Consider the following 382-nt stretch of genomic DNA (forward strand, 5'->3'; position numbering starts at 1 on the left):
TCCCAAAAAGTGTAGCCTTTTTCTAGGATACTCAGATGCTTTTAAATAATCCATTCCAGCTGACATATCGAGTGGAAACGTTCTCAACAATTCTTCATTTTTCCTATATGGTATATCAGCCGGTAATAATCGAATATCTTTTATTACTTCCGGGCTCGGTAATTCATCAAACAGTCGATCATATATCTGTATAACATCATATCGAAAGCCTTCATATGGGTAACCCATACCTTTTTCTCCTACTTTTTGCATCAATATATATTTCTTGTATATACCGGCATCTTCCGCGTCTTTTGTAGAAAACTGATAAGCATACACATCACCCATATTCCACAATTCTAATTGCTCAAATTTCTTTATCTTTTTATAAGGCTTCATAGGG

General features: G+C 34.8%; 1 protein-coding gene. It reads right to left on the reverse strand.

The window, feature by feature from the left end; translation table 11 throughout:
• A partial coding sequence (locus CSX02_RS13555) for a hypothetical protein (RefSeq protein ID WP_207653771.1) occupies positions 1–327 on the reverse strand: 327 nt, incomplete at its 3' end.
• Positions 328–382: the final 55 nt, after the last annotated feature.

The sequence above is a fragment of the Agathobacter ruminis genome, from assembly GCF_002735305.1.
Taxonomy (GTDB): domain Bacteria; phylum Bacillota; class Clostridia; order Lachnospirales; family Lachnospiraceae; genus Roseburia; species Roseburia ruminis.